Source organism: Burkholderia sp. JP2-270 (assembly GCF_003233675.1).
GTDB classification, from domain to species: Bacteria; Pseudomonadota; Gammaproteobacteria; order Burkholderiales; family Burkholderiaceae; genus Burkholderia; species Burkholderia pyrrocinia_C.
The window spans coordinates 1,118,653-1,145,376 of the sequence record NZ_CP029824.1 but is presented as its reverse complement, the minus strand read 5'-3'; the positions used below and the strand labels follow the sequence as shown (position 1 = coordinate 1,145,376).

Below are 26,724 nucleotides of genomic sequence, written 5' to 3'. Positions count from 1 at the left end.
GCTTTAGCGCTTATTCCGGTCCCATGCTTCGCGGTCGACCGGAGTTGGCGCTTTAGCGCTTATTCCGGTCCCATGCTTCGCGGTCGACCGGGGTCAGCGCTTCGGCGCTGACTCCGGTCCCCGCAGGGCGACCTCGTCGTTTCGCGAGGATTGTTTTGTAGATGGCCGGCGCGTCAACCGATCCGCCCGCGCCGCGGCGGCAAATATCGATTCAGACCACGCGATCCGCACGCAGCCGCGCGACCTCGTCGGCCGACATCCCGAGCCAGCCGCCGAGCACCGCGTCCGTATCCGCGCCGAGCACCGGCGGCGCGCCGCGCACCGGCAGCCGCGCGCCGTCGAAGCGGTACGGCGGCGCGAGCACGTCGACACCGCCCGCGACCGGATGCGGCTGCCGCGTGACGAGCCCCGCGCTGGTCGCACGCTCGGACCTCAGCGCTTCGTGCAGTCCGAGCACTTCGCCGCACGGGATGCCCGCATCGGCGAGCGCCGCAAGCAGCGTCGCGCGCGACCGCCGCGCGAGTTCGCGGCGAATTTCGGGCAGCAGGTCGGCGCGGTTTTCCGAGCGGCCGAGGTTGGTCTTGTAGCGCGCGTCGGTCGCGAGGTCGGGTCGCTCGATCGCATCGCAGAAGCGCGCAAACTGCGTGTTGTTGCCGACCGTGATCACGAGCGGGCCGTCGGCCGCGTCGAACACGCCGTAAGGCACGATCGACGGATGCGCGTTGCCGTAGCGCGGCGGGTCCTCGCCCATCAGCAGCGCGTCGAGCCCGTAGTACGCGGTGATCATCAGCCCGCAGTCGAACAGCGCCATCTCGATGCGTCTTCCGCGCCCGGTCGCATGGCGCTCGTACAGCGCGGCGAGGATCGCCTGCGCCGAATACATGCCGGTGAACAGATCGACCGCCGCGACGCCGAACTTCAGCGGCGGCTGGCCGGCCTCGCCGTTCAGCGCCATCAGCCCGGCCTCGCCCTGCACGACGAGGTCGTAGCCGGGCCGCGCGGCCTCGGCGCCCGAACGGTCGTAGCCGGAAATCGCGCAATGCACGAGGCGCGGGTTCAGTTCGGCCAGCGCGTCGTAGCCGAGGCCGAGCTTTTCCGCGCCGCCGAACTTGAAGTTGTGGATCAGCACGTCGGCCTGCGCGGCCAGCTCGCGCGCGACGCGCTGCCCGGCTTCGGTCTGCAGGTCCACGCAGATCGAACGCTTGCTGCGATTCACGCTGTTGAAGTAGGTCGTCTCGGTATCGCCGATCCGCAGCCCCCAGTCGCGCGTGTCGTCGCCGCGCGCCGGATGCTCGACCTTGATCACTTCCGCGCCGAAATCGGCGAGCACCATCGCGCACCACGGGCCCGCGAGCACGCGCGAGAAATCGAGCACCTTCACGCCGGCCAGCGGCAATGCGCGCGGTTCGTTCGTCATCCTTGTCTCCTCCATTCGCGCTGTGCGCTTTTACTGTCTCGACAGCGCGATGTAGCGCGCGAGATGGTGATCCTCGTCGCCGAGCTGGTGATCGATCATCACGAGGCGCTTCGCGTAATGCGACAGCGGCAGCTCCCACGTCATCCCGATCCCGCCGTGCAGCTGGATGCTCTCCTCCGCGACGAGCGTGCCGATCCGGCCGATGCTGTATTTCGCTGCCGCCAGCGCGCGTTCGCGCACCGCGCGCGGCGCATCGAGCTGCGCGGCCGCGTTGATCACGGCCGAGCGCGCCTGCTCGACTTCGAGCAGCAGGTCGGCCATCCGGTGCTGCAGTACCTGGAAGCTGCCGATCGGCATACCGAACTGCTTGCGCGTGCGCAGGTATTCGAGTGTGTGCTCCTTCGCGACGTCCATCGCACCGAGCGCTTCCGCCGACAGCGCAAGCAGCCCGTAGCCGAGCACGCGTTCGAGCAGCGCCGCGCCCGCTTCGCCGCCGCCCGGCCCGCCGAGCGCGGCATCGGCCGGCAGCGCAACGCGATCGAAGCGCACCTCGGCCGCGCGGCCGCCGTCGATTTTCCGGTAGTCGCGCAGCGATACGCCCGGCGCATCGGCCGGCACGACGAACAGGCCGATGCCGGCCGCATCGTCGTCATGGCCCGACACGCGCGCGCTGACGACGAAGAACGCCGCCTGCGCGGCCTGGTCGACGACGCCCTTCGCGCCCGTCAGCACCCAACCGTCGCCCGAGCGTTCGGCACGCGTGCGCACGGTCGTCAGTTCGTAGTGCGAGCCCGGCTCGTCGTGCGCGAACGCGGCGCTCGCGCTGCCGTCGAGCAGCGCCGCGAGCTTGCCGCGATGCGCATCGCCGCCGGCGAGCGACAGTGCGCGGCCAGCCAGCAGCGCGCCGAGGAACGGCTCGACGACGAGCCCGCGCCCGAGGCATTCGAACACCACGGCGATGTCGAAACCCGCGCCGCCGAAACCGCCGTCTGCTTCGGGAAACAGCGCGCCGATCGTGCCGAGCTCGGCAAAGCGCTGCCACATCGCGCGATCGAAGCCTTCGGCCGACTGCGCGATGCGATCGCGCACCGGGAATGCGTACTGTTCGGCGATGAAGCGGTTCAACGTGTCCGCCAGCATCCGGCGGTCTTCTGTGTGCTGGAAATCCATCGTCGCGTCCCTCGTTACAGCCCGAGCATCATCTTCGCGATGATGTTCTTCTGGATCTCGTTCGAGCCGCCGAAGATCGACAGCTTGCGGTTGTTGAAGTACTGCTGCGCGGCGCTCGCGGCTTCGTCCGGGCCGACCGGCTCGCCGTCGTAGTCCGCATCGAGCGCTTCGTCGACGAACGGCTGCGCGTACGGCCCCATCGCGCGCCGCATCAGCGACGCGATCTCCTGGCGGATCTGCGTGCCGCGGATCTTCAGCATCGAGCTTTCCGCGCCCGGCGCGCCGCCGCCCGCGACCGCGGCCAGCACGCGCAGATTGGTCGTGCGCATGTTCTCGAGCTCGATCTCGACGCGCGCGACACGCGCCGCGAAGAACGGATCGTCCGCGAGCGGCTTGCCGTTCTTCGTCACCTTCGCGGCAACCGCGCGAAGCCGGTCGAGCGCGGCCGTCGAGAAGCCGATCCCCGCGATGTTGGTGCGCTCGTACGTAAGCAGGAATTTCGCGTAGGTCCAGCCGCGGTTCTCTTCGCCGACGAGGTTTTCCGCCGGCACGCGCACGTCTGTGAAGAACACCTCGTTCACTTCATGCTCACCGTCGAGCGTGATGATCGGGCGCACGTCGACGCCCGGCGTGTTCATGTCGATCAGCAGGAAGCTGATGCCCTCCTGCTTGCGCACGTCGGTCGCGGTGCGCACGAGGCAGAAGATCATGTTCGCGTAATGGCCGAGCGTGGTCCACGTCTTCTGGCCGTTCACGATGTAGTGCTCGCCCTGCGCGTCGATTCCGCGCACCGCGCTCGTCTTCACCGCCGCGAGATCGGAACCGGCGCCCGGCTCCGAGTAGCCCTGGCACCACCAGTCGGTGCCGTCGAGGATGCGCGGCAGCCAGCGGCGCTTTTGCGCTTCGTTGCCGTACTTGATCAGCACCGGGCCGAGCATGTTCACGCCGAACGGCACGATCCGCGGCGCACCGGCGAGCGCGCATTCGTTGTCGAACAGGAACTTCTGCGCGACGCTCCAGCCGGGGCCGCCGTATTCGCGCGGCCAGTGGCTCGCGAGCCAGCCGCGCGCGTTGAGTGTCGCGTGCCATTCGCGCATGTCGTCGCGCGTGAGGTGCAGGCCGCCCTTCACCTTGCGCGCGATGCGCTCGGGCAGTTCGGCTTGCAGGAAGCGCTGCACTTCCGTGCGGAAGGCTTCCTCTTCGGGAGTGAAATTGAGGTCCATCTTCGGTCCGTTGCGAATGCGGTTGGCGTTCAGTCGACGCGGTTCAGGCTCGCGAAATCCGCGCCGCGCGCGACGAGTTCGACGATCAGCGGCGACGGCTTCCAGAACAGCGGATCTTCCTTCGCGAACGCGCGGATATCGGCGAGCACGTTCGCGAGGCCGAGCGTGTCCGCGTAGTGCATCGGGCCGCCGCGATAGCGCGGGAAGCCGTAGCCGTACAGGAACACCGCGTCGACATCGAGCGGGCGCAGCGCGATCTTCTCGTGCACGACGTTCGCGCCTTCGTTGATCATCGCGGCGAGGTAGCGGCGCAGGATCTCGTCATCGGTGAACGTGCGCGGCGTGACGCCCTTCTTCGCGCGTTCGGCCGCGACGATCGCTTCGACTTCCGGGTCCGGCATGCCGACGCGCGCGCCGTCCGGATACAGGTAGTAGCCGCGCGACGTCTTCTGCCCGAACCAGCCGCGCTCGCACAGCCGGTCGGAAATCTCCACGTAGCGCGCGCGCGGATCGCGCGTCGCCGCGCGGCGCTTGCGGGTCGCCCAGCCGATATCGCCGCCCGCGAGATCGACCACCTGGAACGGCCCCATCGGGAAGCCGAATTCGCGCACCGCACGATCGATCTGGTACGGCGACGCGCCGTCTTCCATCAGGTAGTCGGCCGCCGTGCGATAGACGGCGAGGATCCGGTTGCCGATGAAGCCGTCGCATACGCCCGCACGCACCGGCGTCTTCTTCAACTGCTTCGCGAGCGCGAACGCGGTCGCGACGACGTCCGCGCCGACGCGCGCCGGCACGACGATCTCAAGCAGCTTCATCACGTTGGCCGGCGAGAAGAAATGCAGGCCGATCACGTCGGCCGGCCGGTCGATGCTCGCGGCCAGCTCGTCGATGTCGAGATACGACGTGTTGGTCGCGAGCACCGCACCCGGCTTGCAGACGCGCGCGAGCTCGGCGAACACGGCCTGCTTCACCGTCATGTCCTCGAACACGGCCTCGATCACGACGTCGGCCTGCGCGAGCGCGTCGTACGACGTGCTGCCCTTGAAGCGCGCGAGCCGCGCCGCGTGCGCGGCCGGCGTCATCCGGCCTTTCGCGACGAGGCCGTCGTACACCTTCTCGACGTGCGCGCGGCCGCGCGCGAGCGACGCTTCGTCGCGTTCGATCATCGTCACCGGCAGCCCGGCGTCAAGCGCCGCGACCGCGATGCCCGCGCCCATCGTGCCGCCGCCGACCACGCCGATCCGCTCGACCGGCCGCGCGCTCGCACGCCGCACCTCGGGTGCCTTCGCGGCTTCGCGCTCCGCGAAGAACGCATGCACGAGGCCCGAGCGCTGCGGGCTGTCGATGCACTGCAGGAACAGGCTGCGTTCGAACTTCATCCCCGCGTCGAACGACTGCGTGAGCGCGGCCTCGACCGCTTCGACGATCTTCGCCGGCGAGAACAACCCGCGCGACTTCTTCGGCAGTTCCGCGCGCGCCGCGTCGATCGCGGCCTGCGCGGCCGCGCGATCGGCGAGCCCCTGCGCATCGCGCGTGCGGCGCACCGGCGCGCCGAGCGACACGAGTTCCTGCGCATACGCGAGGCCTTCGGCGAGCGTGTCGTCGCTGTGCGCGACGCGATCGACGAGGCCGAGCGCGAGCGCTTCGTCCGCGCTCGCGTGGCGGCCCGTCAGCATCAGGTCGAGCGCGGCCTTCGCACCGATCAGGCGCGGCGCACGCTGCGTGCCGCCCGCGCCGGGCAGCAGGCCGAGCGTGACTTCGGGCAGCCCGAGCTTCGCGCCAGGCACCGCGAGCCGGTAATGCGCGGCCAGCGCGACTTCGAGGCCGCCGCCGAGCGTCGCGCCGTGCAGCGCGACCACGACCGGCTTCGCGCCGGACTCGATCCGCTCGCACACGTCGGGCAGCGACGGCGGCACCGGCGGCTTGCCGAATTCGCGAATGTCGGCGCCCGCGATGAAGTTGCGGCCGGCGCCGACGATCAGCACCGCGCGGATCGCGTCGTCGGCCTGCGCGGCGTCGAGTGCGTCGGCGAGGCCGCGCCGCACGTCGGCCGACAGCGCGTTGACGGGCGGATGGTCGATCGTGACGACGAGCACCTTGTCGCGCCGCTCGCGCGTGACCGTGCCGGCTTGGGGTGTTGCAGATGAATTCATGGTGTCTCCTGTCCTGTCATATGCACCAGACATGCACCGATTCTCGATTGATCGAGATTCATTGACAATTCCCGCACGCCTTTACAAGCTGTCAAATCTGACTTGACACTGAATGCTTTCCGACCGTTAAACGGGACGGATCAGGAGCGAACGCATGGACCTGAACGCGCTGACGCTGCTCGTCGAGATCCTCGACGCCGGCAATCTCAGCAAGGCCGCGCAGCGGCTCAAGATGAGCCGGGCGAACGTCAGCTACCGGCTGAACCAGCTCGAGCGCTCGATCGGCCAGCAGCTCGTGCGGCGCACGACGCGGCGCATCGAGCCGACCGAGATCGGGCTGAAGCTGTACGAGCACGGCCGGCGCATCCGCAACGAGCTGCTCGCCGCGGAGGAATCGGTGACGACGCTCGGCCAGGACCTGCAGGGGCGCGTGCGGCTGTCGGTGCCGAGCGGCTACGGGCAGATGGTGATGTCCGAATGGCTGCTCGCATTCAAGCGGCTGCATCCGGGCATCGTGCTCGACGTCGTGTTCGAGAACCGCGTGGAGGACCTGATGCGCGACGAGATCGACATCGCGGTGCGCGTGATGCCCGAGCCGCCGCAGAACCTCGTCGCGCGCGACATGGGCGCGGTGCGCTACGTCGCGTGTGCGTCGGCCGCGTTCGCGGCCGCGCACGGGATGCCCGCGAGCCTCGGCGCGCTGGCCGCCGCGCCGGTCGTCACCGCGACGGTGATGGGCCGCCAGCTCAGGATCGCCGCGTATCTCGGCGACGAGCGGCACGAGGTGCTGCTCGAGCCCACACTGATTTCGGAGAACTTCCTGTTCCTGCGCCAGGCGATCCTCGCGGGGATCGGCGTCGGCATCGTGCCCGACTACGTGATGCAGGACGACATGCGGCGCGGCGCCGTCGTCACGTCGCTCGACGCATACCGGCTCAGCATCTTCGGCACGCACATGTACATGCTCTACATGCCGAACCGGCACCACACGCGTGCGACGTCGACGTTCATAGAGTTCATCCTCGAACAGGCCGGAAAGACCGGCCGGGGCGGGCCCGGCGCGATGCGTCAGGGTTTCCTGTCGGATGACAATCCGCCGGCCTCGCGGCGACAATAGCGCGCCGGGGCGCGCAGCCCCGTTGCGCCCGCACCATCGCTTCATTCGAATTCACTGCTGCCGAGGGTTCAATGTTCGACCGGATTCGTCCGCATTCGCGTCCCTGGACGCTGCTCGCCGCCGTCGCGCTCATCGCTCTCAACGCCGGCTGCACGTCCCCGTCCGCGCCGTCGGGCGCCGTCGTCCCGGTGGCCGCCGCATCGGGCGCCGCCGTGCCGCTGCCCGGCTTCCATGCGCCCGAGCTGTCGTCCGGCTGGGTCGACAAGCCGGGCTGGACCTCGCAGCACAGCATGATCGCGGCCGCGAACCCGCTCGCGACGCAGGCCGGCTACGAGATGCTGAAGGCCGGCGGCACCGCGATCGACGCCGCGATCGCGACGCAGATGGTGCTCGCGCTCGTCGAGCCGCAATCGTCGGGGATCGGCGGCGGCGCGTTCATGCTGTACTTCGACGGCAAGGCAACGCAAGCGTACGACGGCCGCGAAACCGCGCCGGCCGCCGCGACCGACCGCCTGTTCTACGGGCCGACCGGCCAGCCGATGGGCTTCTACGAAGGCGTCGTCGGCGGGCGCTCGGTCGGCACGCCGGGCGTGCTGCGCATGCTCGACGCCGCGCACCGCGCGCACGGCAAGCTGCCGTGGCGCCGGCTGTTCCAGCCCGCGATCCGGCTCGCCGAGCACGGCTTCACGATCAGCCCGCGGCTCGCGACGCTGATCGCGAACGACAAGTACCTGAAGAACGACCCAGCGGCGCGTGCGTACTTCTACAATCCGGACGGCACGCCGAAGGCGGCCGGCACGGTGCTGAAGAACCCCGCGCTCGCGACCGTGCTGCGCCAGGTCGCCGACCGCGGCGCGAACGCGTTCTACACCGGCGCGATCGCGCGCGACATCGTCACCAAGGTCCGCAAGCACCCGACCAATCCGGGCCTGCTGTCGCTCCAGGATCTCGCACGCTACAAGACGAAGGTGCGCACGCCGCTGTGCGCGGACTACCGGCGCTCGGTCGTCTGCGGGATGCCGCCGCCGTCGTCCGGCGGTCTCGCGATCGCGCAGATGCTCGGCATCCTCGAAGCGATGCCCGACTGGCAGCAGATCGGCGCGCAGAAGCCGGTGCGCAACGACGTCGGCTACGAGCCGACGCCGTTCGCCGCGCACCTGTTCAGCGAAGCCGGGCGCCTCGCGTATGCGGATCGCGCGCGCTATGTCGCCGATCCCGATTTCGTGCCGCTGCCGGGCGGCAACTGGGCAAGCCTCACCGACAGGACCTACCTCGCGCAGCGCGCGCGGCTGATCGGCGACAGCAGCATGGGCGTCGTGCAGGCCGGCGCGCCGCAGGGCGCGACGCTCGCGATGGCCGACGACCGCAGCCCCGAATTGCCGTCGACGTCCGACATCGCGATCGTCGACCGCTACGGCCAGGCGCTGTCGATGACGACGAGCATCGAGGACGCGTTCGGCTCGCGGCTGATGGTGCGCGGCTTCATGCTGAACAACCAGCTCACCGATTTCTCGTTCGTGTCGAACGACAACGGCCGGCCGGTCGCCAACCGCGTGCAGCCCGGCAAGCGGCCGCGTTCGGCGATGTCGCCGGAGCTCGTGTTCGACAAGAAGACGAAGCAGGTGACGATGATCGTCGGCTCGGCCGGCGGCCCCGCGATCATCAATCACGTCGCGAAGACGCTGGTCGGCGTGCTCGACTGGGGCATGACGATGCAGCAGGCGATCGCGCTGCCGAACTTCGGGTCGATGAACGGGCCGACGCAGCTCGAGCGCGGCCGCGTGTCGGATGCGCTTGCCGACGGGCTGAAGGGTCGCGGGCACGACGTGCAGGTCGTCGAGATGAACTCGGGGCTGCAGGGGATCCAGCGGCTGAACGTGCAGGGGCAAACGGTGTGGTTCGGCGGCGCGGACCCGCGGCGTGAAGGGGTTGCGATGGGGGATTGACGGGCGGGCCCGACGCGGCCCGCGCCCGGTTCGACTGGCTTGCGTGGCGTTCGATCCGGCGGCGCATCGCGCAAGCGCACCAATGATCGGCGACGCGGGTTGCACGACAAGACCGTGGCGACAGAACATGACTACCGGACGACAACCTCGCGCTCGGTGTCATCGCCTCGCAACTCGGCATGCGCCACATCGCATTGAAATTCGACAGGGGTGCGCAATTGGTGGCGGGTCGTCTTCGCGGGATACGGATGACGCTGCAGCCCGCGCGCGATCACGTCCGCAGGCGAGAGCGCGAGCTCCGCACGACGTGAGGCAAGGATCACGCGGGAATAGTCGAGCAACAGGCATGGTACCCGGGACAACGCGGACCGCAACGCGAATTCCCACCGATGATGGCCGTCCATGATGACGTGCGTGTCCTGCTCAATCAGCAATGGATAGCGCCAGCAACCCAGCGCCTCGATCTCGCGGGAAACGTCTTGTACGCGAGCCTTGATGAACTCCTCAATGGGCAGCAGTTGTTCAGGCCGCAACAGCGTAAGGTCACTGCGCTTAATGATTTTCTTCATGACGACTATGTCGCTCAAGATTCCCCTCCATTTCGTGCAATAACAACGATGATTGATATCAACCAGACTCGAAAACCCACCACCGCCTCGACAGTCCGGGCAGATGCAAAGTAAAGGTATCCTGTCCGAACTTGCGGCATTAAACCGGCTATCTGTGCCCCCATTCAGGAGCCGTGACATGAATTCGACGACACTCCTGCTGTACGTCATTGCTGTATCCGCCGTCACGGTCACACCAGGCCCCACGATGCTGTTGGCGCTGAATAACGGCGCCACGCGCGGCATGCGCATCGCGGCTTATGGAATCGCCGGGGCAGCGCTGTCCGATTTGATCCTGATCGGTGCAGTCGGGTGCGGGCTCGGCGCGATCATGCAGGCTTCGGAACACCTGTTCGTCATGCTTAAGTGGGCAGGCGCCGCATACTTGCTGTATCTCGCATGGGTGCTTTGGCACGCCCCCGCGACCGTGCCATCAACCGACGCCGTGCGAGCGGACGGTGCGCGGGACGGCCGCTCCGCATTCAAGCGCTCGCTGCTCGTCGCCTTGTCGAATCCGAAGGGGCTGCTGTTCTTCTCGGCATTTCTGCCTCAGTTCATCCAACCTCAATCGAACGTCTCGACGCAGTACGCGACGTTAGCGATCCTCACCGCTCTGATCGACATCCTGTTGATGGGTATCTACGCAGTGAGCGGTTACCACGTGATGAAAGTAATGTCCGGACAAGCGCTTAAATGGCTCAATCGCGGCTGCGCCAGCATGCTGGCCGGACTGGCGATTGCCCTCAGCCTCTATCGCCGCGGCAATGCGGCTTGAAACGATGCCGCGCCGACGCCCCGCGCGTCGGCGCGACGTCAAGCGATGACCGGCAGCTTGGCGAGCGCAGTCGCCATATCGGCTTCATCATGAGCGCGGTCACTCAGCTTCGACGCGCTGAAGCTCTGATATGCACTCGTGTCGAAATGACCATGCCCTGACAGATTGAACAGGATGCTCTCCGACCGACCGTCCCGCTTGCATCGCAACGCCACCTGGATGGCGCAGGCGACGGCATGCGTGGCTTCCGGCGCGGGAATGATGCCTTCGCAACGCGCGAACAATTGCCCTGCGCGAAAGCACTCGGTTTGCGGAAAAGCCATGGCCTCGATAAGGCCCAGCTCGCGGACGTGCGACACCAACGGCGCCATGCCGTGATAGCGAAGCCCCCCGGCATGGGGTCCCGGTGGGATGAAAGTCGAACCCAACGTGTGCATCTTCGCGAGCGGCGTGATGCCGGCTGTGTCGCCGAAGTCATAAGCGTACTGTCCGCGCGTCAATGAAGGGCACGCCGACGGTTCTGCCGCGATGTAGCGACGGGTTCGTCCACCGCGTAATTGCCGACCGAGGAACGGGAAAACCAGGCCCGCGAAATTCGAACCTCCACCCGTGCATGCAATGATGACGTCTGGATCATCGACGGCCATTTCCATCTGCATCAGCGCTTCCTGACCGACGATCGTCTGATGCAACAGCACGTGATTCAAGACCGAACCGAGTGCCGCAGGCATCGCTGGCGGGAGAAAGCATGGTGTCGATTGCCGGCGGCGCGTACAGCGGTCAGTCGGCCGTCGCGTTCGGCCTGTCGACCGCTACCCGCAACGGTCGCTGGGTCGCCAAGGCGTCCGGGTCGACCAATACACGAGGCACCGTGGCAGTCGGCGCCGGCTATCGCTGGTAAGCCGTCGCGGCATTGCCGACAGCATCATTCAGTACGGGCCGGGTTTCGATCGACACGAAACCCGGCCCGTTCTGTTCATGCTGAACAACCAGCTCACCGATTTCTCGTTCGTGTCGAACGACAACGGCCGGCCGGTCGCGAATCGCGTGCAGCCCGGCAAGCGGCCGCGCTCGGCGATGTCGCATGCCGATCAACAGCGTCTGCCTGCGCGGCGCGCCGTTCAGTGCAACGGACCGCGTCGCGGATCGATCGGCGTCGTCACACCGCAACGCGCCTCGATCACCTCGCCAGCCGCGAGGCAACGGCCTTCCTGAAAGCGCCCGGCCACCAGCTGCACGCCGACCGGCAGCCCATCCACCGCGCCAACCGGCACGGACAGGCCCGGAAGGCCGAGAATCGCGGTGGCGAGCATCGGGCTTTGCGCATCCAGAATGCGCCGCATCGCGTCGTCTCCGCGGCGGTCCGCATCGATCGGGAACGGGCGCTGCCAGGACACCGGCATCAGCAGCAAGGGATGACGGGCGAAAAAGCCCTGCCAATGGCGCAGCACCGACGATCGCCGCGACAGCGCGTTCATGTAGCCGACCGTGTCGAGCGACGTCGCGAGATGCATCATGCTCGCGTAAGCGGCCCGGACCGCGTCGTCGCCGTAGGCATCGATCGCATCGCCCATGCCGGCCGCCATTTCGGCCGTCGTCAACGCGAGCCACAGATCGGCCGCTTCCTGCAGCGCCGGCGGCGTCGCGTACACGACGGAATAGCCGGCCGCATCGAGGCAGCCGGCGGCGAAATCGAGCGCGTCGAGCACCGCCGGATCGGCCTCGATGCCGTCCATCTGCCGGCACAACGCGACGCGCGTCGGCCCCGCGTCGACACTCAACGGCGCCGGCACCCACCAGGGATCGTTGAGATCCGGCGCAGCGAATGCCCGCAGCGCGAGACGCAGATCGGCCACCGTGCGTGCAAGCGGCCCCTGCACCGACGCAAGCTGAACGGCCGGAGTCCGCTCGTGCGCCTGACTCGGATTGAACGCAGGCACGCGCCCCTGGCTCGGGCGCAATCCCGCAACGCCGCACGCATACGCCGGATATCGAATCGAGCCGCCCAGATCGTTGCCGTGCGCGATCGCGCCCACGCCGGTCGCCACCGCGACAGCCGCACCGCCGCTGGATCCGCCGGATGTCAGGCCGGGCACCCACGGATTCAGCGTCCGGCCGTACAGCTCGTTGTCGGTAAACCAGCGCAGCGAAAACGCGGGCGTATTGGTACGGCCGATGATGATCGCGCCTGCCTTGCGCAGATTCGCAACGACCGGGCTGTCGGCGACCGCCACGACGTCGCGATAGGCGGCGACGCCATTGCTCGTCGCACGCCCGGTCATGTCGACATTGACCTTCACCGTCACCGGCACGCCGTGCAGCGGGCCGACCCGTGCCCCTCGGACGATCCGCGCGTCCGCGTCAGCCGCGGCCCGCATCGCGTCGTCAGCAAGCACGTCGACGACCGCGTTGGTCTGCGGATTGACGGCATCGTGCCGCGCGAGACAGCTCGCGACGACCTCCTGGGCCAGGCATTCGCGTTGCGTCAGATTTGCCACGACCTCCGTTGCGCTCAGGCGCCACAGTTCCTTGTCCATCCGTATCGTCTCCTCGATGCGCTGCGCTGCGCCTTCTTTGCTTGAGATAAAAGTATCTTATGAAGAATTGGCGCGCACCGACAGACAATTTGTTTTTGGGCGTGACAGCCAGCAGTTGCCGCCCACGAGTTCGTTTTGCACGGAGGAATCGCGGACCAGCCACCGAAGGCACGGCTGCGGCTGGTCGGAGCGGGCGGCATTCGGGCCGGCCGCCGCGCGCAACCTGCACCGAGCCAGGCTGCAGTCGGCAACGCGATCGGATCGAGGAACGCGAGGACGATCTCGACGCCCGCTCAGCCCCTGCCCTTCCACGGCACGATCCGCCGCTCGACCCACCGCATCGCGAGATCGAACAGCCACGCGATCACGCCGATGATCAGGATGCCCATCACGACGATGTCGGTGCGCAGGAAGCTCGATGCGTTGAGCACCATCTGCCCGAGCCCGGCCGTCGCGGCGACCATCTCGGCCGCGACGAGCGTCGTCCAGCCGAAGCCGATCGCAATCCGTAGCCCCGTGAGGATCTCCGGCAGCGCGGCCGGCAGCACCACGTGCCGCACGATCTGCGCGAAGCTGCCGCCGAGCGAATACGCGGCGTTGATCTGCTCGACCGTCGCCGCGCGCACGCCGGCGCGCGCGGCCATCGCGATCGGCGCGAAGCACGCGAGGAAGATCACGGCGAGCTTCGCCGTTTCGTCGATGCCGAACCAGATCACGACGAGCGGCAGGTACGCGAGCGGCGGCAGCGGCCGGTAGAACTCCAGCAGCGGATCGAGCACGCCGCGCGCGACGCGGCTCACACCCATCAGGATGCCGGCCGGCACGCCGATCGCGGTCGCGAGCAGGAATGCGCCGAACACGCGCGCGGCGCTCCACAGCAGATGCTCGGACAGCGGCAGGCCGCCCTGGATGCGGCCGTGCCACGCGTCGACGAAGGCCGTCCATACGGCTTCCGGCGCGGGCAGGAACAGCGGCGGCAGCCACTGCCGATGCGTCGCGACCCACCACAGCACGGCCAGCGCCGCGACCATCGCCGCGCTCAGCCCCGCGGTCTTTCCCTGCCCCGGCAAGCGGTAACGGTGCGACGCGCGCGCGAGGCGCGCCGCCGCGGGACACCGCGTCGTGCGCTCGTCCTGCTCCAAACCCGCGGCCGTGCGATCGGCCGCCCACGAATCCTGCGTGCTCATGCTGTCCTGCCTGTGCAAAGTGCTGATCCGGCCGCGCCCGACGGACGCGCCCTGCCGCGCCAGCTCGCGCGTCACGCGGCTTCCCCGACGGTTTCGTCGCGATGCAGATACGCGATCAGCCGCTCGCGCCACCCGATGAAATCGGGCGACGACTTCACCGCGCGCGCATCGCGCGATTCGACATAGCGACGCGCGAACGGCAACTCGAAGGTTTCGGCGATCCGGCCGGGGCCCGGCGTCATCACGACGAGACGCGTCGCGAGGAACAGCGCCTCCTCGACGTCGTGCGTGATGAAGAACACCGTCTTGCCGGTGCGTGCCCACACGTCGAGCACGAGCGCCTGCATCGTGCCGCGCGTCATCGCGTCGAGCGCGCCCATCGGCTCGTCCATCAGCAGCACGCGCGGGTCGCTCGCGAGCGCACGCGCGATGCCGACACGCTGCTGCATCCCGCCCGACAGTTCGTACACGCGCGCATGCGCATGCTTGTCGAGCCCGACCAGCGCAAGCATCTCCCGCGCCCGTGCTTCGCGTTCGGCCTTCGATACGCGCGCGAAGCGCAGCCCGAGCGCGACGTTGTCGAGCACGTCGAGCCACGGCAACAGCGCATATTTCTGGAACACGACACCGCGATCGGCGCCCGGGCCCGTGACCGGCACGCCGTCGACGCGCACGTCGCCAGTGGTCGGCGCGACGAAGCCGGCCATGCAGTTCAGAAGCGTCGTCTTTCCGCACCCGGACGCGCCGAGCGCGACGACGAATTCACCCGCATCGATGCGCAGGTCGACGCGCGCGAGCGCGTGCGTCGTCGGCCGACCGCGCTCGCCCGGATAGGCAACCGATACCTGACGGACTTCCAGCGTGCTCATGAGAGATGCTCCGCGATACGTTGCGTGGCCGCGCGCTCAGCGCGCGGCCTTCTGCACGAACTGCGGATCGACGCCGGCCGAATAGTCGGACAGCACCGTCTGGATCGTGCCCTGCGATTTGAGGAACGCGGCGGTGGCCGCGAGCGACTTCGCGGCGCCCGATTGCGCACCGCCGCCGAGCCACATCGGCGACGCCTGCTCGGCCGCCGTCGGGAATGCGTAGAGCGCGAGGCTGGCCGGCACGTCCTGCACGTTCGCGCCCGACACCTTCGCCACCGCTGCGACCTGCGGCGAGCCGGCTTTCCACGCAGCCGCATGCGTGCGGTAGTCGGCATCGGCGGCGGCGAGCACCTTCACGAAGCGCGTGACGAACTCGGGGTTCTCGCGCGCGAACTTGCGGCTCACGACGAAGCCGTCGAAGGTTGCCTTGCCGCTTTCTTTCGCAACCCGGCCCGACGTCGTCAGCACGGTGCCCGACTGCTTGACCTTCGCCAGCACGGGATCCCAGATATAGGTCGCGTCGATGTCGCCGCGCGCCCAGGCGGCCGCGACTTCGGGCGGACGCAGGTTGACGATTTTCACGTCGTTCGGATTGACGCCCGCGGCCTGCAGCGCGACGAGCGTATGGAAATGCGACGTCGACACGAACGGCACGCCGATCTTCCTGCCCTTCAGCGCCGCGATGCTGGTGACGCCCGAGCCGTTGCGCGCGACGAGCGCCTCGGCGTCGTTGATGTTGTCGAGCACCCAGAACAGCGAGATGTCGAGCCCTTGCGACAGCCCGGCCGCGATCGGGCTCGACCCGGCTTCGCCGAGCTGCACGGAGCCCGACGCGAGCGCGCGAATCACGTCGGCGCCGCTGTCGAGCTTGCGAAACGTGACCTTGTAGCCGGTCGCCTTTTCGACTTCACCGCTCGCCTGCGCGTAGCGCCACGGCACGACCATGTCCTGGTACGCGATCACGACTTCGCGCGATTCGGCGTGCGCCGCGCCGAACGCGGCCAAGGCGGTCAGCGCAACGACGGCGCGGCGAATGAAGCTGAAACGGGACATGCGGCTCTCCTTCGGATGCGGGCATTGCTGCGGGAGAGCCGACTATAGGAGCTTTGCGCGCGGCGGGAGCGAACTTATCCTGCGAAGCTATCGATGCCGTTTCAGCTTTGCTTTCCACGCTGAACCGGATCGTCCGTCCGGTCGGATGGCGATTGTCGTGCGAATGCAGGGATCTCAGCCGCACCAGCAAAAAAGCCCGCATCGCTGCGGGCTTTTTCGACTGCGTAAAGGCTGCGGTAACGCCAACGCGGCGCTCAGACCACCCCGGCGCCATGCGCCTGCAGATCGGCGTGATAGCTCGAACGCACCATCGCGCCGACTGCCGCGTGCGTGAAGCCCATCTTGTACGCCTCTTCCTCGTACATCTTGAACGTATCCGGATGCACGTACGCACGCACCGGCAGGTGGTGCTCGGACGGCTGCAGATACTGGCCGATCGTCAGCATGTCGACGTCGTGCGCGCGCAGGTCGCGCATCACCTGCAGGATTTCCTCTTCGGTCTCGCCGAGGCCGACCATCAGGCCCGACTTCGTCGCGACGTCCGGATGCAGCGCCTTGAAGTCCTTCAGCAGCTTCAGCGAGTGCGCGTAGTCCGAACCCGGGCGCGCTTCCTTGTACAGGCGCGGCACCGTTTCGAGGTTGTGGTTCATCACGTCGGGCGGCGCGGCGTTCAGGATCGAGATCGCGCGGTCAAGGCGGCCGCGGAAGTCCGGCGTCAGGATCTCGATGCGCGTTTCCGGCGACTGCGCGCGCGTTTCGCGAATGCATTCGACGAAGTGGGCGGCGCCGCCGTCGCGCAGGTCGTCGCGGTCGACGCTCGTGATCACCACGTACTTGAGCTTCAGCGCGGCGATCGTGCGCGCGAGGTTCTTCGGCTCATCGGTGTCGAGCGGATCGGGACGGCCGTGGCCGACGTCGCAGAACGGGCAGCGGCGCGTGCACTTGTCGCCCATGATCATGAACGTCGCGGTGCCCTTGCCGAAGCATTCGCCGATATTCGGGCAGCTCGCTTCCTCGCACACGGTGTGCAGGTTGTGCTCGCGCAGGATCGTCTTGATCTCGTTGAAGCGCGAACTGCCGGTGGCCGCCTTCACGCGGATCCACTCGGGCTTCTTCAGCTTCTCGATCGGAATGACCTTGATCGGGATGCGCGCCGTCTTCGCCTGCGCCTTCTGCTTGGCGGTCGGATCGTAGGCAGCGGTCGCGGCCGAATCGGCCGGTGCGGGAGAAGCGGTAACGTCAGTCATTCGATTGTTCCAGTGCCTGCGGCTTGTCGGCGGCTGCGGATGCGCCGTCGAGGTTGGCGATCAGACGGCGCACCAGCGTGTGGGCGACGTCGTTCCAGTCGGCGGCAACCTCGAGGCTCGCCATGTCGACGGTTTCCAGTCCGGCATAGCCGCACGGGTTGATCGCAAGAAACGGGCGCAGATCCATCTTCACGTTCAGGCTCAGCCCGTGATAGCTGCAGCCGTTGCGGATCTTCAGGCCGAGGGCCGCGATTTTCGCGCCTTCGTGCACGCCGGATGCCACGTAGATCCCCGGCGCGCCCGCCTTGCGGACCGAAGCGAGATTATACGCCGCGAGGGTTTCGATCACGGCCTCCTCGATCTTCGTCACGAGCGTGCGCACCATCAGCTTGCGCCGGCGCAAGTCCAGCAGCAGGTAGACGACGATCTGGCCGGGGCCGTGGTAAGTGATTTGCCCGCCGCGGTCGACCTTCACGAGCGGCACGCCGCTGTCGGCCACCAGCAGGTGGGCCGGGTCGCCCGCCTGGCCGAGCGTGTAGACGGGCGGATGCTCGACCACCCAGAGCTCGTCGCCGGTGTCGGCCGTGCGCGTGTCGGTGAACGCGCGCATCGCGTCGAAGCTCGTCTCGTAGGCCTCGACGCCCCGCCAGCGCACGGTGACCGGGTGATCCGGCGATTCGGCGGGCGATGCGGAGACGGCGACAGGCGTGGACACGATGGAAACCGGCGAAACGGACATGGGCGTTAGTTTACCGAAAACCCATGCGTCTCGCCGGCCGGGGAAAGGGACGGATGGTCAGTATCCGTCGGAGGAAATGGCGGTCAAACCGTGCGCCATCCGTCGTGGAACAGCGCGGCGACGCGTTCGCGCAGCCGTGCCAGCCCGCCGAGCGCGACTTCCCTGGTCGGCCGCGACACCGAGAATGCGACGCACGCGCCCTCCCGGCCTTCCGCGCTGAGCCACAGCCGCTCGCCGCGGCGCAGCTTCAGCGTCTCGCCATCGACCAGGAAGTAGTCGTCGACGTCGTTGCTGCGCGTGGCCCAGATCGGCCCGCACTGGACAATCAGCCGCGTGCTGCGTTGCACCTTCATCGGCACGGTTTCGCCCGCGGGGATTTCGAACGTGATGCTTGAAGAAATTTCTTGCATGATCGACTCCGCCAATAAATGCTTCGATGGCTACAATCGTAGTCACTTCAAGGCGTCCGACCAAACGACCAATTTTCACGTCGATGTGAGGAAAATTAGCAAATGGACCTCCGCCAGCTGCCTGCATTGAACGCGATTCGCGCGTTCGAAGCCGCCGCCCGTCACGAGAATTTCTCGCGCGCCGCCGACGAGCTGTACGTCACGCACGGCGCGGTGAGCCACCAGGTGCGCGCGCTCGAGGAGGAGCTCGGCGTGCAGCTTTTCACGCGCAACGGCAAGCGGCTGTGCCTGACCGACGCCGGCATGCGCTACGCGCAGCAGATCCGCACCGCGCTGATGGTGATCGCCGACGCGACGCGCGACGTGCGCGCGAGCGACCGCGACCGGCGGCTCGTGGTGTCGATGCTGTCGTCGTTCGCCGCGCGCTTCATCACGCCGCGCATCGGCTCGTTCATCGAGCGGCATCCGGAAATCGACGTCGAGCTGCAGTCGACCAATTCGCTCACCGATTTCGCGCGCGACGACGTCGATCTCGCGATCCGCTTCGGCTTCGGCAGCTATCCTGGGCTGCACGTCGAGCCGCTGTTCGAGGAAGTGTTTTTTCCGGCGTGCTCACCGACGCTGAATGGCGGCAAGCTGCCGCAGACGCCCGCCGATCTCGTGCACTACAACCTGCTGCGCTCGGACGACGAGCTGTGGCGGCCGTGGTTCGACGCGGCCGGGCTCGATACGCTGACCGAGCCGAAGCGGGGGATTCTGTACCAGGATTCGTCGAACCTGCTGCTGGCCGCGATCGACGGCCAGGGCATCGCGCTGGTGCGCCGCTCGCTCGCGGTGCACGACCTGCTGGACGGGCGCATCGTGCGCCTGTTCGACATCGACGGGCCGAGCCCGTGGCACTATTTTTTCGTGTGTCCGCCGCCGCTGCTGAACACGCCGCGCGTGCAGGCATTCAGGACCTGGCTGCTCGAGGAGGTCGCCGAATACAAGCGGCTGTGCAACGAACTGGACGCGCGGCGCGCGGCGGGGAAGACCCCCGCCGAGTGCGCGCAGGAAGGAGGCGCTTAGAGTACGACCTTGACCATCGGATGGCCGGTCAGTGCGCGGTAGATGTTGTCGAGCTGTTCCTGGCTCGTCGCGCGCACGGTGATCGTGAGGCCCGTGTAATTGCCGCCGCTCGACGCGCGCTCCTCGATCTTCTCGACATCGATCTCGTTGTCGTGAACGGCGACGACCTTGAAGATCGTGTCCTTGAACTCGGGGTGCGCCTTGCCCATGATCTTGATCGGGAAATCGCACGGGAACTCCAGCAGCGACTCCTTCCGGGTCTCGATCGCGCCGGTGACCTCGACGGTTTTGGTCGGTTCGCTCATCATTTTCTCCGGGTTAGGTCAAACTGTTCAAACTCGCGTGCCTTCGCACGCTGGTACGCGTCGTACAGCGCCGCGAACACGGGGCCCGGCTTGCCGCCCTGCACGGGCAGATCGTCGAGCGACGTGACGGGCAGCACTTCCTTCGTGGCCGACGTGATCATGATCTCGTCGGCCGCGCGCAACTCCGCTTCGCCGATCTCGCGCGCGGTGAACGGGATCTTGCATTCGACGGCCAGCTGCTCGACCAGCGCGTAACGGATCCCCTCGAGGATCTTGTTGCTGCGCGGCGGCGCGATCAGCTCGCCGTTCTTCACGATCCACACGTTCGACGACGAGCCTTCGGTCAGGTAGCCGTCGCGCAACTGCAGCGTCTCGAACGCGTCACGTTCGGCCGCGTGTTGCGCCATCAGCACGTTGCCGAGCAGCGAGATCGACTTGATGTCGCAATGCAGCCAGCGGCGATCCTCCGCCGTCACGCAACGCACGCCCTTCGCGCGCTCTTCTTCCGACGGCAGGCGCAGCGGGCTCGTCATCGCGAACACCGTCGGCACCGCGTTCGCCGGGAACGCATGGCCGCGCTTCGCGACGCCGCGCGTCACCTGCAGGTAGACGAGCGCATTGCCGTCGCCGAGGCCTTCGGCATTCGCCGCGACGACGCGCTCGATCAGCGCGCGCCAGCCGGCGGCGGCGTGCGGGTTGTCGATGCCGATCTTCTTCAGGCTGCGCGCGAGCCGCTCCAGATGCTGTTCGATCCGGAACGGCACGTGCGCGCCGTCGTGCGCATAAACGGGGACGACTTCATACACGCCGTCGCCGAAGATGAACCCGCGGTCGAGCACCGGCACACGGGCTTCGGACAGCGGCACCAGTTCCTCCTGCGACGAGACGCTGAGGTAGACGATCGGTTCGAATTCGGCTTGGCTCATGGCTATGACAGATGGGGATGAAGTCGTAAAAACAAAGGCCCGTCGTGCTTACTTCTTCTTGCTGAACATCAGCAGGATCGAGTCCCAGATACGCCCGAAGATACCGGCTTCCGGCACGGCCTGCAGCGCGACGACCGGGAATTCGGACAGCGTCTTGCCGTCGGCGACGATCTTCACGGTGCCGACCTGCTGGCCTTCCGCGAGCGGCGCGATCAGCGGCGCGTTGACGTCGACTTCCGTCTTGACCTTGTCGCCGAGGCCGCGCGGCACGGTCGCCCACTGGTCGCCCTTCACGCCGACCTGCACGGTGTTTTCCTTGCCCTTGTAGATGCGCGGCGTCGAGATCGCCTGGCCGCCCTTGAACAGGCGCACCGAATCGAACGCGCTGTAGCCGTAGTTCAGCATCTTCATGCTGTCCTGCGTGCGCTCGCCTTCCTTCTGTTCGCCCATCATCACCGACACCAGGCGGCGCTGGCCGTCGACACCCGGAATCGCGCGCTTCGCCGACGCGATCAGGCAGTAGCCGGCTGCCTGCGTATGGCCCGTCTTCAGGCCGTCGACCGTCGGGTCGAGCCACAGCAGACGGTTGCGGTTGCCCTGGCGGATGTTGTTGTACTTGAATTCCTTCTCCGAGAAGATGCCGTAGTACTGCGGAAAATCGCGGATCAGGTGCGCGGACAGCTTCGCGAGGTCGCCGGCCGTCGTGTAGTGGTTCGGGTCCGGCATGCCGTTCACGTCGGCGAAGTGCGTGCCTTTCATGCCGAGACGCTGCGCCTCGTCGTTCATCAGCGTGACGAACTGCCCTTCGCTGCCGCCGACGAGTTCGGCCAGCGCGATCGCGGCGTCGTTGCCCGACTGGATGATCATCCCGTACACGAGGTCGTGCACGGACACCGGCTTGTTCGCCTCGATGAACATGCGCGACTCGTCGCGGCCGACGCGGCGCACCGCATCGCTCGGCGTGACGATCTGCTCCATCGAGATCTTCTTCTTGTCGAGCGCCTCGAACACCAGGTAGGCCGTCATCAGCTTCGTCAGCGACGCGGGCTCGACGCGCTCGTCCGCGTTGCCCGATGCGAGCACCGTGTTGCTCGTCGCGTCGACGAGCACCCACGAACGCGCATTCACGCCCGGCGGCGGCACCGCGCCCGGCATGTAGACCGCGGGCGCGCCGGTGAACTGCTCGGCAGCGGCGGCCGGTGCCGCATGCGCGGCCTTGGCCTTGGCGGCCGGCTTCGCCTCGGCGACGACGATCGTCGACGCGAGCGCGACGGGCAGCATCACGCCGAGCGCGACGTTGCGCGCGACGTTGCGCGCGGCGGTGCCGAAGGCGATGGAGGAAGCGAGGGACTTGAGGCCTTGGGGAGACAGACGCATGATCGATTCAGGCTGATGGCAGAAAGTGCGGTGCGAAACGCGCAGGGTTGAACGGCAAGGCGGCGGGCGTTCCGGTCACTCGCCCGACATCGTCGGGCGACGCGAAACGCGCCGGTTGGACTCGTGCGGACGCGTTCGGTTCGCGGCCGTCGCGAGCGGGCGGACAGGCGGCGAAACGAGCGCCGCATGCGCCCAGCCGGGCCGCGGGCGACGCGAAATGCGGCCATTATACGTGGCCGCGAACGGCGTTTTCGCGAACCGGGTGTCGTGTCCCGTGCCGCGCGGCGCCGACGTGCCGGCGCAATCGTGTTCGTGACAACGCACAAACCGCAGCGATATCCGGCGGCATCGCGAGGATTTGCAGCGCCGCCACGGGCGCGAACGCGCAGCACGTCGGTGCCGATGGGCGCCGGACACCGCACGATCGCGGGCGGCCGCACGCCGGCTTCGGGAGGATAGCGCGGGCATGCTGCGGAAAATCGCCCGAAGCCGCGCGAAAGGCGCGCAGGCGGTGTGCAAGTCCGGTTGCGCGCGCGGTGCGGCGCGATGTCGTGTGGTCGATCGCGCATTCGGCGGGTGCCGGTGCGCAACGCGAGCCGCCGGTCGTTACGCCGGCGCCCGCGTGCCGGCTAGCGCCACGCGTCGACGATGATGCGCTTCAGCACATGCAGCTTGCGATGGAGGAAATGCTCGGCGCCGGGGATCACGACGACCGGCAGCTCCTGCGGCCGCGCCCAGTCGTACACCGATGCGATCGGCACGGTGTCGTCGGTTTCACCGTGGATCACGAGCGTGTTCTCCGGCACGTCGGCGACCTGCCAGCGGCTCGCGGCCGTACCGACGAACACCATCCGCTCGATCGACTCGCCCGCGTCGCGCAGCCGCTTCGCGACATGCGACAGCACGAAGGTGCCGAACGAGAAGCCCGCGAGCACGAGCGGCAGGTCCGCGTACGCGGGCTGCGCGCGCATGTGCGCGAGCACCGCGAGCAGGTCGTCGGCCTCGCCGTTGCCGTTGTCGTGCACGCCTTCGGTCGCGCCGACGCCGCGAAAGTTCGACCGGTAGACGACGTAGTCGAGCTGCACGAGCGTGCGCGCCAGGGTTTGCGCGACCTTGTTGTCCATCGTGCCGCCGAACAGCGGATGCGGATGCGCGACGAGCGCGATGCCGCGCGGCGCGGCGCCGCCTTCGCGCACGGCGTCGGGCAGGTCGACCGCGATTTCGATCTGCCCGACCGGGCCCGCGATCAGCGATTTCTGCGTATGAACGTTCATTCGGCCGTCCCGCTCAGATCTTCAGGCGATCGACGACCTTGCCGTCGCGCAGGTGCGATTCGACGATCTCGTCGATGTCGGCCTGGTCGACGTACGTGTACCACGTGCCTTCCGGGTACACGACCATCACGGGCCCTTCCTCGCAGCGGTCGAGGCAGCCGGCCTTGTTGATGCGAACCTTGCCGGGCCCCGCGAGGCCGAGTTCCTTCACGCGCTTTTTCGCGTATTCCTGCATGGTCTGCGCGTCGCATTGCGCGCAGCTCGGACGCTCGGCGCCCGGTTCGCGCTGGTTCAGGCAGAAAAAGACGTGGTGCTGGTAGTAGGAATCCATGATGGTGACGAGCGGCCCGGCGCGATGCCGGGCGGAAAGAGGGGCGATAGCCGTTGCGCGGTGCAACGGATGATGGTCCGGACGATTATAGCGACCGGCGCGCGCCGCTGCCCGCGATGCGGCCGGGACTGCGCTGCCCGGCCTGCACCGTCAGCGGCGCGCCGCGGCCGGCAGCCACGCGCGCTCGACGCGCTGGCCGAGCCAGATCAGCGCCGCGTACGGCCAGATCCAGGCGAGCCAGCGCGCGATGCTGTTGAAGTGCACGTAGCGCCCCTGCCGCCAGCCCGACAGCGTGAAGTCGAAGAACGGATTGACCGGCAGCAGGTTGACGAGCGCCACGCCGGCCAGCAGCGCGAGTGCCGCCAGCGTTGCGCGCCAGGTCGCCGGCACGTGCAGCGCGACGAGTGCGGCCGCGAAGCCGAGCTCGATGCCGAGCCGCGCGCCGGGCGTCGCCCACACGACGACGAGGCCGGTGGCCGACTGCATGAACGTCGCGGCCGCCTTCAACACGAGCGTCGCGGCGACGAACGCGATCAGCAGCCGGATGCGCGGCGCACTCGGCCGCATCGCGAGCGACGCGATCGCCAGCACGGCGAACAGCATCAACCCGCCGAGCGCGGCCTCCCACGCGGAATCGGACAGCCAGCCGTCGACGCGCTCGGGCCATTCGCTCACGTGCCACGCGGCCGGCAGCCACGCGAGCAGCGTGTCCTGCATCGACGCGTCGGCGCGCTCCCACAGCGCGGCCGGCCAGTCGCCGATGCCGAACAGGAACGGCGACGGAAACAGGATCGCGAACGGCCACAGCACGGCCAGCAGCAGCGGGGTCGCGCCATCGGCCTCGAACCACGCGAAGCGCAGCCGGCGCAGGGCGCCGCGGTCGAGCAGCGCACCGGTGGCCGGCGCGACGAGCGCCGCGCCCAGCAGCGCGCCGAGCGCGTTGGCCGCGAGATCGAGATTCGACGCGATGCGCGTCGGCAGGTAGGTCTGCAGCGCCTCCATCGAGCCCGACAGCAGCACGCCGAGCGCGCCCGCGATCAGCGTCGCGGCAACCCCGCGCCAGCGCGGGTGCAGCGCAAGCACGCCGAGCGCGCCGAACGGCAAATAGCCGAGCACGTTCGTGACCACGTCGAACGCGGTCACGTAGCGCTGCATCGGCGCGAACAGGTAGTCGAACGGCCCGATGCCGAGCGACACCCAGCCTTCGAACGGATACAGCGACGCGTAGACGATGAGCGCCGCGTAGGCGGCAAAGGCCTGCCGCGCGAGCGGCGATGCGCGATGCGCGCCGGTCGCGTTCATCGCGGCTGCGCGGCGTGCGTCACGGCGTGCCCGCGTACGCCTGCATGCCGACCCACGCGGCGATCTGCGCCACGAGCTCGTCGCTCGCCGTCGCAAGCGCACTCGCGCCGCCGGCCGCGTCGGGCGTGCTCGACGGCGCGCGCGCGACGAACGTGCGCTGGCCGAGTACCTTGCCGTCGAGCACCAGCGTCGCGCGCGCGGTGACGGCACCGTGGCTTTGCGACCGCCCGTCGAACACCTGCTCGAATTCGTTCAGGTCGACCTTGAGGGTCGGCGCGCGCACGCCGTCGGACCCTTCGAGCACCGCGCCGCGCGACGACAGCGCGCCGCGCAGCCGCTGCGTGAGCAGTTGCGCGGGCGGAGCGGTCCAGCGGCTGTCGCGATAGACGGCGACGTGCTGCGCATCCGCGTACGCGAGGCGGTACGCGAACTTGTCCGAATCGAGCGCATCGGGTGCGGCGACGTCGAGCACCTTCAGCGCGGGGCCCGCACCGGCCGTCACGACCGGCGCGGCCGGCCCCAGGTCGTAGCGGACATTCGACAGCACCGCGCTGTTGCCGGCGCAGCCGGCCGCAAGCGCAAGCGACAGCATGGCGAGCGCGGTCGCAGCCGGACGCAGCGCGCGGTCAAGGATTCGTGGCATGGCATGTTCCTGCATGATGTTTCCGGTTTCGATGGACGTCACTGCCCGGCCGTTTCCGGCCAGCCGATCGACGGGTTTCCGGCCTGCTTCACTTCCCGGCCGTCGCACCCGGCCACACGAAGCCCGCTTCGCCGGGCCCCGGCGCCGCGCCGGGCGAACCGAACAACAGACTGCGCGGGTTGCGGCCGAGTTCACCGGCGACGTCCTTCAATTGCTGCGACGCGTCGCCGACGCTGCCGGCCAGCGCATTGAAGCGCGGCAGCGTGTCGTACTGCACGCGCGCATTGAGATCGTTCAGCGCGACGCCGACCTGCTCGGCGGCCGTGCCGGCCTTGTTCAGGTTCGACACGAGCGGCCCGTTCGGCTGCAGCAGCGTGTTCGCCGACGCCATCGTGCGGTTCACCTGGTGCATCGTTTCCGGTAGTGCGGCGACGGCCGGGGCGAGTTGCTTCGACAGCGTCGTCGCGCCATCGGCCGCGTGCTGCAGGCTTTCGGCCGTCGCGCGCAACTGCTCGCGCATCTCGGGCGACATCAGCGCGTTCGCGCTTTTCGCGGCCAGTTCGAGCTGCCGCAGCAGCACGTCGCCGCGCTCCTGGATCTGGTCGAACAGGCTCGGCCGCATCGGGATCTGCGCAATCGCCTTAGGCGACGACGGCAGCGGCGCCAGGTCACGGCCCGTATCCTCGAGCTGCACGAACGCGATGCCCGTCACGCCCTGGAAGCCGAGGCTGCCGTAGGTCGACTGCGTGATCGGCGCGTCGTGGTCGACGAGAATCCGGATCCGGATCTGGCCCGGGTGCGTGCGATCGAAGCCGATCGACTGCACCTTGCCGACGTCGAGGCCGCGAAAGCGCACGGCCGCGTCCGGGAACAGCCCCGTCACGTTGGTGCGCGCGAGCAGGTCGTACGGCACGCGCACGGTACGGTCGACGTTAAACCAGAACACGGTGCCCGCGATCGCGAGCGTCAGCGCGATCGTGAACAGGCCGGCCCAGAACGCATGTGATTTGTTTTCCATTCGCGGGTTCCTTGCTCCTTGCGTTG

Annotated in this window: 25 protein-coding genes and 2 pseudogenes; 6 read left to right on the top strand and 21 right to left on the bottom strand. The window is 68.1% G+C overall.

What is annotated here, in order from left to right:
* Window positions 1-211: 211 nt before the first annotated feature.
* From DM992_RS05490 to DM992_RS05475, 4 genes are read right to left on the bottom strand one after another with little or no spacing between them, the layout of a single operon-like run.
* A complete protein-coding gene (locus tag DM992_RS05490) occupies window positions 212-1,417 on the bottom strand; it encodes a CaiB/BaiF CoA-transferase family protein (RefSeq protein WP_111016027.1) in 1,206 nt (401 codons plus the stop codon).
* 30 nt (window positions 1,418-1,447) lie between these two features.
* The gene (locus DM992_RS05485) at window positions 1,448-2,587 is read right to left on the bottom strand and encodes an acyl-CoA dehydrogenase family protein (protein ID WP_111016026.1); all 1,140 of its coding nucleotides are present in this window, start codon (window positions 2,585-2,587) and stop codon (window positions 1,448-1,450) included.
* 14 nt (window positions 2,588-2,601) lie between these two features.
* Window positions 2,602-3,810, bottom strand: a complete 1,209-nt coding sequence (locus DM992_RS05480; protein WP_111016025.1) for an acyl-CoA dehydrogenase family protein — start codon at window positions 3,808-3,810, stop codon at window positions 2,602-2,604.
* Window positions 3,811-3,839: 29 nt separating this feature from the next.
* The gene (locus DM992_RS05475; protein WP_111016024.1) at window positions 3,840-5,966 is read right to left on the bottom strand and encodes a 3-hydroxyacyl-CoA dehydrogenase NAD-binding domain-containing protein; all 2,127 of its coding nucleotides are present in this window, start codon (window positions 5,964-5,966) and stop codon (window positions 3,840-3,842) included.
* A 154-nt stretch (window positions 5,967-6,120) separates the two neighbouring features.
* Here DM992_RS05475 and DM992_RS05470 point away from each other — a divergent pair, with 154 nt between their 5' ends.
* The gene (locus DM992_RS05470) at window positions 6,121-7,083 is read left to right on the top strand and encodes a LysR family transcriptional regulator (protein ID WP_111016023.1); all 963 of its coding nucleotides are present in this window, start codon (window positions 6,121-6,123) and stop codon (window positions 7,081-7,083) included.
* A gap of 71 nt (window positions 7,084-7,154) precedes the next feature.
* Window positions 7,155-9,029, top strand: a complete 1,875-nt coding sequence (gene ggt, locus DM992_RS05465; protein WP_111016022.1) for a gamma-glutamyltransferase — start codon at window positions 7,155-7,157, stop codon at window positions 9,027-9,029.
* Between the two features lie 131 nt (window positions 9,030-9,160).
* On the opposite strand, the gene DM992_RS05460 is transcribed toward ggt, so the two are convergent.
* A complete protein-coding gene (locus DM992_RS05460) occupies window positions 9,161-9,616 on the bottom strand; it encodes a ParB N-terminal domain-containing protein (RefSeq protein WP_239511312.1) in 456 nt (151 codons plus the stop codon).
* A gap of 160 nt (window positions 9,617-9,776) precedes the next feature.
* Here DM992_RS05460 and DM992_RS05455 point away from each other — a divergent pair, with 160 nt between their 5' ends.
* A complete protein-coding gene (locus tag DM992_RS05455) occupies window positions 9,777-10,412 on the top strand; it encodes a LysE family translocator (protein WP_111016021.1) in 636 nt (211 codons plus the stop codon).
* A gap of 38 nt (window positions 10,413-10,450) precedes the next feature.
* On the opposite strand, the gene DM992_RS05450 is transcribed toward DM992_RS05455, so the two are convergent.
* Window positions 10,451-11,110, bottom strand: a complete 660-nt coding sequence (locus DM992_RS05450; protein ID WP_239511324.1) for a pyridoxal-phosphate dependent enzyme — start codon at window positions 11,108-11,110, stop codon at window positions 10,451-10,453.
* Window positions 11,111-11,130: 20 nt separating this feature from the next.
* On the opposite strand from DM992_RS05450, the pseudogene DM992_RS05445 reads away from it, so the two are divergent.
* Together DM992_RS05445 and DM992_RS05440 are read left to right on the top strand one after the other, a co-directional pair.
* Window positions 11,131-11,313: pseudogene (locus DM992_RS05445) on the top strand (YadA C-terminal domain-containing protein); the annotation flags it as partial.
* A 74-nt stretch (window positions 11,314-11,387) separates the two neighbouring features.
* Window positions 11,388-11,495: pseudogene (locus DM992_RS05440) on the top strand (gamma-glutamyltransferase); the annotation flags it as partial.
* A gap of 38 nt (window positions 11,496-11,533) precedes the next feature.
* Here the strand turns inward: DM992_RS05440 and DM992_RS05435 are convergent.
* The 7 genes from DM992_RS05435 to DM992_RS05405 form a co-directional block, all read right to left on the bottom strand.
* Window positions 11,534-12,949 carry an amidase family protein gene (locus tag DM992_RS05435; RefSeq protein WP_111016020.1) on the bottom strand — a complete coding sequence of 472 codons (1,416 nt, stop codon included), beginning with the start codon at window positions 12,947-12,949 and terminating at the stop codon, window positions 11,534-11,536.
* Between the two features lie 293 nt (window positions 12,950-13,242).
* Window positions 13,243-14,211 (bottom strand): ABC transporter permease subunit, encoded by a 969-nt coding sequence (locus DM992_RS05430; protein WP_111016019.1) that lies wholly within the window; start codon window positions 14,209-14,211, stop codon window positions 13,243-13,245.
* Complete coding sequence (locus DM992_RS05425; RefSeq protein WP_111016018.1) at window positions 14,208-15,005, bottom strand: ABC transporter ATP-binding protein; 798 nt, start codon at window positions 15,003-15,005, stop codon at window positions 14,208-14,210. The genes DM992_RS05430 and DM992_RS05425 overlap by 4 nt, the downstream gene beginning before the upstream one ends.
* A 36-nt stretch (window positions 15,006-15,041) precedes the next feature.
* Window positions 15,042-16,058: a taurine ABC transporter substrate-binding protein gene (gene tauA / locus DM992_RS05420; RefSeq protein ID WP_111016017.1), complete on the bottom strand. Its 1,017-nt coding sequence runs from the start codon at window positions 16,056-16,058 to the stop codon at window positions 15,042-15,044.
* A 254-nt stretch (window positions 16,059-16,312) separates the two neighbouring features.
* Window positions 16,313-17,305: a lipoyl synthase gene (gene lipA, locus DM992_RS05415; protein WP_111016016.1), complete on the bottom strand. Its 993-nt coding sequence runs from the start codon at window positions 17,303-17,305 to the stop codon at window positions 16,313-16,315.
* A complete protein-coding gene (lipB, locus tag DM992_RS05410) occupies window positions 17,298-18,044 on the bottom strand; it encodes a lipoyl(octanoyl) transferase LipB (protein ID WP_111016015.1) in 747 nt (248 codons plus the stop codon). Before lipB ends, lipA begins: the two co-directional genes overlap by 8 nt.
* Window positions 18,045-18,127: 83 nt before the next feature.
* A complete protein-coding gene (locus DM992_RS05405; protein ID WP_034179443.1) occupies window positions 18,128-18,454 on the bottom strand; it encodes a DUF2917 domain-containing protein in 327 nt (108 codons plus the stop codon).
* A 102-nt stretch (window positions 18,455-18,556) separates the two neighbouring features.
* Here DM992_RS05405 and DM992_RS05400 point away from each other — a divergent pair, with 102 nt between their 5' ends.
* On the top strand, window positions 18,557-19,522 hold the full coding sequence (locus DM992_RS05400) for a transcriptional regulator GcvA (RefSeq protein ID WP_111016014.1): 966 nt from the start codon (window positions 18,557-18,559) through the stop codon (window positions 19,520-19,522).
* Here the strand turns inward: DM992_RS05400 and DM992_RS05395 are convergent.
* The 8 genes from DM992_RS05395 to DM992_RS05355 all read right to left on the bottom strand — a co-directional run bounded on the left by DM992_RS05395 (window position 19,519) and on the right by DM992_RS05355 (window position 26,698).
* Window positions 19,519-19,827: a YbeD family protein gene (locus DM992_RS05395; RefSeq protein WP_011546305.1), complete on the bottom strand. Its 309-nt coding sequence runs from the start codon at window positions 19,825-19,827 to the stop codon at window positions 19,519-19,521. The genes DM992_RS05400 and DM992_RS05395 overlap by 4 nt on opposite strands.
* Window positions 19,827-20,753: a D-amino acid aminotransferase gene (locus DM992_RS05390; protein WP_111016013.1), complete on the bottom strand. Its 927-nt coding sequence runs from the start codon at window positions 20,751-20,753 to the stop codon at window positions 19,827-19,829. The genes DM992_RS05395 and DM992_RS05390 overlap by 1 nt, the downstream gene beginning before the upstream one ends.
* A 48-nt stretch (window positions 20,754-20,801) precedes the next feature.
* Window positions 20,802-22,130: a D-alanyl-D-alanine carboxypeptidase family protein gene (locus DM992_RS05385; RefSeq protein WP_111016012.1), complete on the bottom strand. Its 1,329-nt coding sequence runs from the start codon at window positions 22,128-22,130 to the stop codon at window positions 20,802-20,804.
* 629 nt (window positions 22,131-22,759) lie between these two features.
* The gene (locus tag DM992_RS05375; RefSeq protein ID WP_111016010.1) at window positions 22,760-23,404 is read right to left on the bottom strand and encodes an alpha/beta hydrolase; all 645 of its coding nucleotides are present in this window, start codon (window positions 23,402-23,404) and stop codon (window positions 22,760-22,762) included.
* A 13-nt stretch (window positions 23,405-23,417) separates the two neighbouring features.
* A complete protein-coding gene (locus tag DM992_RS05370) occupies window positions 23,418-23,735 on the bottom strand; it encodes a ferredoxin (RefSeq protein ID WP_011694422.1) in 318 nt (105 codons plus the stop codon).
* A gap of 150 nt (window positions 23,736-23,885) precedes the next feature.
* Window positions 23,886-25,037, bottom strand: a complete 1,152-nt coding sequence (locus DM992_RS05365; protein ID WP_111016009.1) for a VanZ family protein — start codon at window positions 25,035-25,037, stop codon at window positions 23,886-23,888.
* A 19-nt stretch (window positions 25,038-25,056) separates the two neighbouring features.
* Window positions 25,057-25,680: an ABC-type transport auxiliary lipoprotein family protein gene (locus DM992_RS05360; RefSeq protein WP_111017813.1), complete on the bottom strand. Its 624-nt coding sequence runs from the start codon at window positions 25,678-25,680 to the stop codon at window positions 25,057-25,059.
* Window positions 25,681-25,768: 88 nt separating this feature from the next.
* Window positions 25,769-26,698, bottom strand: coding sequence for an MlaD family protein (locus tag DM992_RS05355; RefSeq protein ID WP_105389601.1), 930 nt, complete (start codon window positions 26,696-26,698; stop codon window positions 25,769-25,771).
* Window positions 26,699-26,724: the final 26 nt, after the last annotated feature.

Bases quoted from the DNA above. Each gene is read 5' to 3' on its own strand.
- DM992_RS05490 (WP_111016027.1), bottom strand. From the start codon at position 1,417: ATGACGAACGAACCGCGCGCATTGCCGCTGGCCGGCGTGAAGGTGCTC.
- DM992_RS05485 (WP_111016026.1), bottom strand. From the start codon at position 2,587: ATGGATTTCCAGCACACAGAAGACCGCCGGATGCTGGCGGACACGTTG.
- DM992_RS05480 (WP_111016025.1), bottom strand. From the start codon at position 3,810: ATGGACCTCAATTTCACTCCCGAAGAGGAAGCCTTCCGCACGGAAGTG.
- DM992_RS05475 (WP_111016024.1), bottom strand. From the start codon at position 5,966: ATGAATTCATCTGCAACACCCCAAGCCGGCACGGTCACGCGCGAGCGG.
- DM992_RS05470 (WP_111016023.1), top strand. From the start codon at position 6,121: ATGGACCTGAACGCGCTGACGCTGCTCGTCGAGATCCTCGACGCCGGC.
- ggt (WP_111016022.1), top strand. From the start codon at position 7,155: ATGTTCGACCGGATTCGTCCGCATTCGCGTCCCTGGACGCTGCTCGCC.
- DM992_RS05455 (WP_111016021.1), top strand. From the start codon at position 9,777: ATGAATTCGACGACACTCCTGCTGTACGTCATTGCTGTATCCGCCGTC.
- DM992_RS05435 (WP_111016020.1), bottom strand. From the start codon at position 12,949: ATGGACAAGGAACTGTGGCGCCTGAGCGCAACGGAGGTCGTGGCAAAT.
- DM992_RS05425 (WP_111016018.1), bottom strand. From the start codon at position 15,005: ATGAGCACGCTGGAAGTCCGTCAGGTATCGGTTGCCTATCCGGGCGAG.
- tauA (WP_111016017.1), bottom strand. From the start codon at position 16,058: ATGTCCCGTTTCAGCTTCATTCGCCGCGCCGTCGTTGCGCTGACCGCC.
- lipA (WP_111016016.1), bottom strand. From the start codon at position 17,305: ATGACTGACGTTACCGCTTCTCCCGCACCGGCCGATTCGGCCGCGACC.
- lipB (WP_111016015.1), bottom strand. From the start codon at position 18,044: ATGTCCGTTTCGCCGGTTTCCATCGTGTCCACGCCTGTCGCCGTCTCC.
- DM992_RS05405 (WP_034179443.1), bottom strand. From the start codon at position 18,454: ATGCAAGAAATTTCTTCAAGCATCACGTTCGAAATCCCCGCGGGCGAA.
- DM992_RS05400 (WP_111016014.1), top strand. From the start codon at position 18,557: ATGGACCTCCGCCAGCTGCCTGCATTGAACGCGATTCGCGCGTTCGAA.
- DM992_RS05395 (WP_011546305.1), bottom strand. From the start codon at position 19,827: ATGAGCGAACCGACCAAAACCGTCGAGGTCACCGGCGCGATCGAGACC.
- DM992_RS05390 (WP_111016013.1), bottom strand. From the start codon at position 20,753: ATGAGCCAAGCCGAATTCGAACCGATCGTCTACCTCAGCGTCTCGTCG.
- DM992_RS05385 (WP_111016012.1), bottom strand. From the start codon at position 22,130: ATGCGTCTGTCTCCCCAAGGCCTCAAGTCCCTCGCTTCCTCCATCGCC.
- DM992_RS05375 (WP_111016010.1), bottom strand. From the start codon at position 23,404: ATGAACGTTCATACGCAGAAATCGCTGATCGCGGGCCCGGTCGGGCAG.
- DM992_RS05370 (WP_011694422.1), bottom strand. From the start codon at position 23,735: ATGGATTCCTACTACCAGCACCACGTCTTTTTCTGCCTGAACCAGCGC.
- DM992_RS05365 (WP_111016009.1), bottom strand. From the start codon at position 25,037: ATGAACGCGACCGGCGCGCATCGCGCATCGCCGCTCGCGCGGCAGGCC.
- DM992_RS05360 (WP_111017813.1), bottom strand. From the start codon at position 25,680: ATGCCACGAATCCTTGACCGCGCGCTGCGTCCGGCTGCGACCGCGCTC.
- DM992_RS05355 (WP_105389601.1), bottom strand. From the start codon at position 26,698: ATGGAAAACAAATCACATGCGTTCTGGGCCGGCCTGTTCACGATCGCG.